We start from the raw sequence: 1,542 nt of genomic DNA on the forward strand, positions 1-1,542 counted from the left end.
GGCCTGGCTGCCCGCGTCGACGGCGGACTCGCGCTGCCCGAGGCCTGACCCGAGGACCGGCCGGTTCGCCGGCGATCGCCGCGGTGCGGACCCGCGCCGCTACTCCGCGTCGAGCCCGATGAGCTCGAACGCCTCGACCGGCGCCCGGCGACCCTTCACCATGAGGGCGCCGAGGGGCCGGAGCACGGCCGACCCGCCGAGGAGCCGTGCGGTCTCCGCGCCGATCGCGACCCCGCCGACCGGAGCCGAGCCCTCGAGGCGCGAGGCGACGTTCACGGCGTCGCCGATCACGGTGTAGGTGCGCCCGCCGCCCGTGCCCAGTATGCCGACGTTCGCCACGCCCGAGTTCACCCCGACCCGGAACCGCGGCCAGTCCGGATGGTCGGCCTGCACCGCGACCGCGGCCTGCTGGAGTGCGAGCGCCGCGCCCGCCGCCCGACTCGCGTGCGATGCCGCCGACCCGGCATCCTCGAACACGACCATGACCGCGTCCCCGATCAGCCGGTCCACCCGACCTCCGAAGCGCTCCACGAGGGGCGGGATCACGTCGGTGAAGTACGCGTTCAGCGTGGCGGTGACCTCGGCCGGGTCGTGCGCCTCCGAGAAGCTCGTGAATCCGGCCAGGTCGGCGAAGAGCACCGACACCTCGCGCTCGCCGGCCGCGGTGTCGCGCGTGTAGAGGCCCGACCAGCGCTCCTCGCGCCACGACCGCTGCGCCGCGATCACGATGACCACGAACGCGGCGAGCATGAGCACGTGCCACTCCCACCACGACAGGTGCCAGTTGCGGCCGAACACGACCGCGATCTCGGCCTCGGCCAGGAGGGTGAACGCTGCGGCGAACGCGAGCGGCAGCGGCGACGCGGCGTGCCGAGGCATCCGGAAGTACCTGACGACCGCGACGGCGTAGCAGGCGAGGCCGACGACCGCGAGCACGACGAACGGGCCCGTCATGCGCTCGGGCGGCGAGGCGGCGAGGGGCCCGACCTCGAGCAGCGATGCGGCCGCCCAGATCAGCATGACCCCGACGAGCGCGGCCACGAGCCACGGCGCCAGCCGCAGCACCCGGGCGCCGTGCGCCCCGTCGAGGTCGGCGCTCGACCAGGCGGCGAACACCGCGGCGATCGTGAGGCCGACCGGGGTGGCGAGCGCGAATCCGGTGTTGCTGCCCGAGAGGAGCACGCCCGGCGTGGCGAGTGCGTGGAGCGCGAGGAATCCGGCCGCGGCGAGGAACGACAGCGACACGAGCACCAGGCGCGCGTCGTGGCGCAGCCGCGCCGCGGCGGCGACCGCCCACGCGAGCGCGGCGTTGATGGCGCCGGCGGCGAGCACCAGCCAGAAGTGCGTCGGCTGGTGCTCCCACTCGAGGTCGAGCGCAGGCCGGGCGATGAGCAGGGCGAGACCCGCGAGCGGGATCGCGAGGATCACGATGGTCCAGAGGACGCGCCCGGCAGTCGGCGGCGGTGCCGTCGGACCGGTGCCGGGCGCGAGGCCGGTCACGGCCCGGACGCCTCCGCGCCGTGTCTCGCCGGCTCGGCCGTT

Annotated in this window: 1 protein-coding gene; it reads right to left on the reverse strand. The window is 75.4% G+C overall.

The genetic code is table 11. The features are described 5' to 3' along the window. Positions 1-99: 99 nt before the first annotated feature. Positions 100-1,542: adenylate/guanylate cyclase domain-containing protein (locus ESO86_RS16750; RefSeq protein ID WP_207207202.1), on the reverse strand; the 1,443-nt coding region annotated here is incomplete at its 5' end.

The organism is Agromyces binzhouensis (assembly GCF_004135055.1).
In the GTDB taxonomy this organism is placed as follows: Bacteria; Actinomycetota; Actinomycetes; order Actinomycetales; family Microbacteriaceae; genus Agromyces; species Agromyces binzhouensis.